General features: G+C 41.3%; 2 protein-coding genes. Both read left to right on the top strand.

The window, feature by feature from the left end; all coding sequences use genetic code 11:
* Positions 1 to 737: transposase (locus CIK87_RS10380; protein ID WP_144008070.1), on the top strand; the 737-nt coding region annotated here is incomplete at its 5' end.
* Positions 738 to 823: 86 nt separating this feature from the next.
* The gene (locus CIK87_RS10375; protein ID WP_094387113.1) at positions 824 to 1,777 is read left to right on the top strand and encodes a helix-turn-helix transcriptional regulator; all 954 of its coding nucleotides are present in this window, start codon (positions 824 to 826) and stop codon (positions 1,775 to 1,777) included.
* Positions 1,778 to 2,074 lie beyond the last annotated feature (297 nt).

Raw genomic sequence — 2,074 nt, 5'->3', positions numbered from 1 at the left:
CAAAACTTGAGGGCAAACGTGTCGGGCTGGTCCGCATGGATAGCGGTTTCTTTGCGAAGGAAATACTTGACTATCTGGAAATGAAAGGGTTACACTATATCATTGCCTGCCGTTTCAACAATCGTATAAAGTACAGTCTCACCCATGAACGCAAATGGATAGAGCTAACAGACGGATTGGAAATATCCGAAACCATCTATCAGGCAAACGGTTGGGAGAAGCCTAGACGCATTGTGATGGTCAGGCAAGAAATAGACAAGCGCCCCAAAGCTGCAGGAAAGCAAATCAAGCAACTGGAGCTTTTTGAGGATGAGCAGGATTTCGGAAAATACCGATACAGCTGCTTTGTAACAGACCTTGACCTGCCGGCCAAGATTGTATATGACTCATATCGCGGAAGAGCGGATTCTGAGAATAGGATAAAAGAATTGAAGAATGATTTCTCCATCGATGACTTTGTCACAAATAACTTCTGGGCAACAGAGGCATGTGGGAATTTCATTGTTATGGCATATAACTTTATGTCGTTGTTCAGACATGCGCTGATCAATTCCAACAAGAAGAAATTTCTGAAGACTATCCGATACGAGTTGATATCGACGCCAGCCTATCTGGGAAAAACAAAAGACAAGCACATCCTATATTTGGCTAGATCACTAAAAACACGACAATCATTCTTATCTATATGGGAAAAATTAAAGGATTTCTCTTTGCCGTACGACACAGAGAAATCCTAATGACCGATTTGGGTTAAAAAGTAATGTGGAAGGAAAATATTCTTTCGATTTTTGTAATTTTGCATACAATTATATAACAACAGACGATGAAGAAGCAGAAATTATATGAAGCATCAGACAAGATGATTACTCTTTTACAGGATAATTATGCGGTTTTGCGCTGCCTTGGCTCTTTTGGCATCAACCTGGGATTTGGCAACAAGACGGTAGAAGAGGTCTGTATAGATGAGGGAGTCGATAGCTTCACTTTTCTGTGTATTGTCAATTATACCATCAATGGATACCTGGGAGCGGATGATGTCGCGCGTCTTTCCGTGCCCACCTTGATGCAATATCTTAAATCCTCGCACGAATACTATTTGGACTTTGAGTTGCCTTTCATTAGGAAGGAACTTATAGCATCGCTTGACGCCGCCGACAATCTGGCGTCTCTCATCATCAAAATATATGATGAGTATGCCCGCAGTATCGTCCATCATATGAAGTATGAGGAAAAGAATGTCTTTCCATACGTCGAGGCGCTCCTTCAGGGAAAAGCGCAGACCAACTATGATGTGGAGACTTTTTCTAAGCATCATGACCAGATAGATGTCAAGTTGCGTGAGTTGAAGAATATCATCATACAGTATCTTCCAGTCGATGCGCATCGCAATAATCAGCTTTATGCGACGCTGTTTGATATCTATAATTGTGAGTCATGGCTTGCCCAGCATTCCGAGGTCGAAGACCATATCTTTATACCGGCAGTCAGATTGCTTGAAAAGCAAATCAACCAAAGCAATATATCGCAGAAACTGTCTAATATGATTAATAAGAACAGTGATGCAGATGTATTGAGCGACCGCGAGCGCGACGTGATAGTCTGTCTGGTGCAGGGCATGACAAATAAGGAGATGGCTGACCATCTTTGCATTTCCATCAACACTGTTATCACTCACCGCAAGAATATTGCACGTAAGTTGCAGATACATTCTCCTGCAGGTCTCACCGTCTATGCCATCGCCAAAGGCCTTATAGATATTTCCGCAGTCAAGCTGTAAATCGCGGCAATTTTCCGAGTAAATATTTCTCCTCTTTTATAATTGTTTGTCATTCACGCAGTTGATGCTGTTTGGCTGTTTGATGACTTGAAAGACGGTAGTTGCAATCCCGTCAGTCGCCCTGTTGGTCAAGTCTTAAACCCAAATCGGTCATTAGAAAAAGTTTCTTGTCATTTTCTAATGACCGCCATTAGAAAAACAGCTTTGTATATGCTTGATTTATAAATATTTACTAACTTTACCACGAAAAAAAGAATATACTCCGATGCGAAACTGTGACATAAAGTTTGTAAATAA

The sequence above is a fragment of the Prevotella sp. P5-64 genome, from assembly GCF_002251285.1.
Lineage (GTDB): Bacteria > Bacteroidota > Bacteroidia > Bacteroidales > Bacteroidaceae > Prevotella.
Note: the sequence above shows the minus strand (reverse complement) of the source record. Positions and strands in the feature narration are given on the sequence as shown.

What these genes read in the sequence shown, in the direction of transcription:
- CIK87_RS10375 (WP_094387113.1), top strand. Translation starts at nt 824, where the DNA reads ATGAAGAAGCAGAAATTATATGAAGCATCAGACAAGATGATTACTCTT.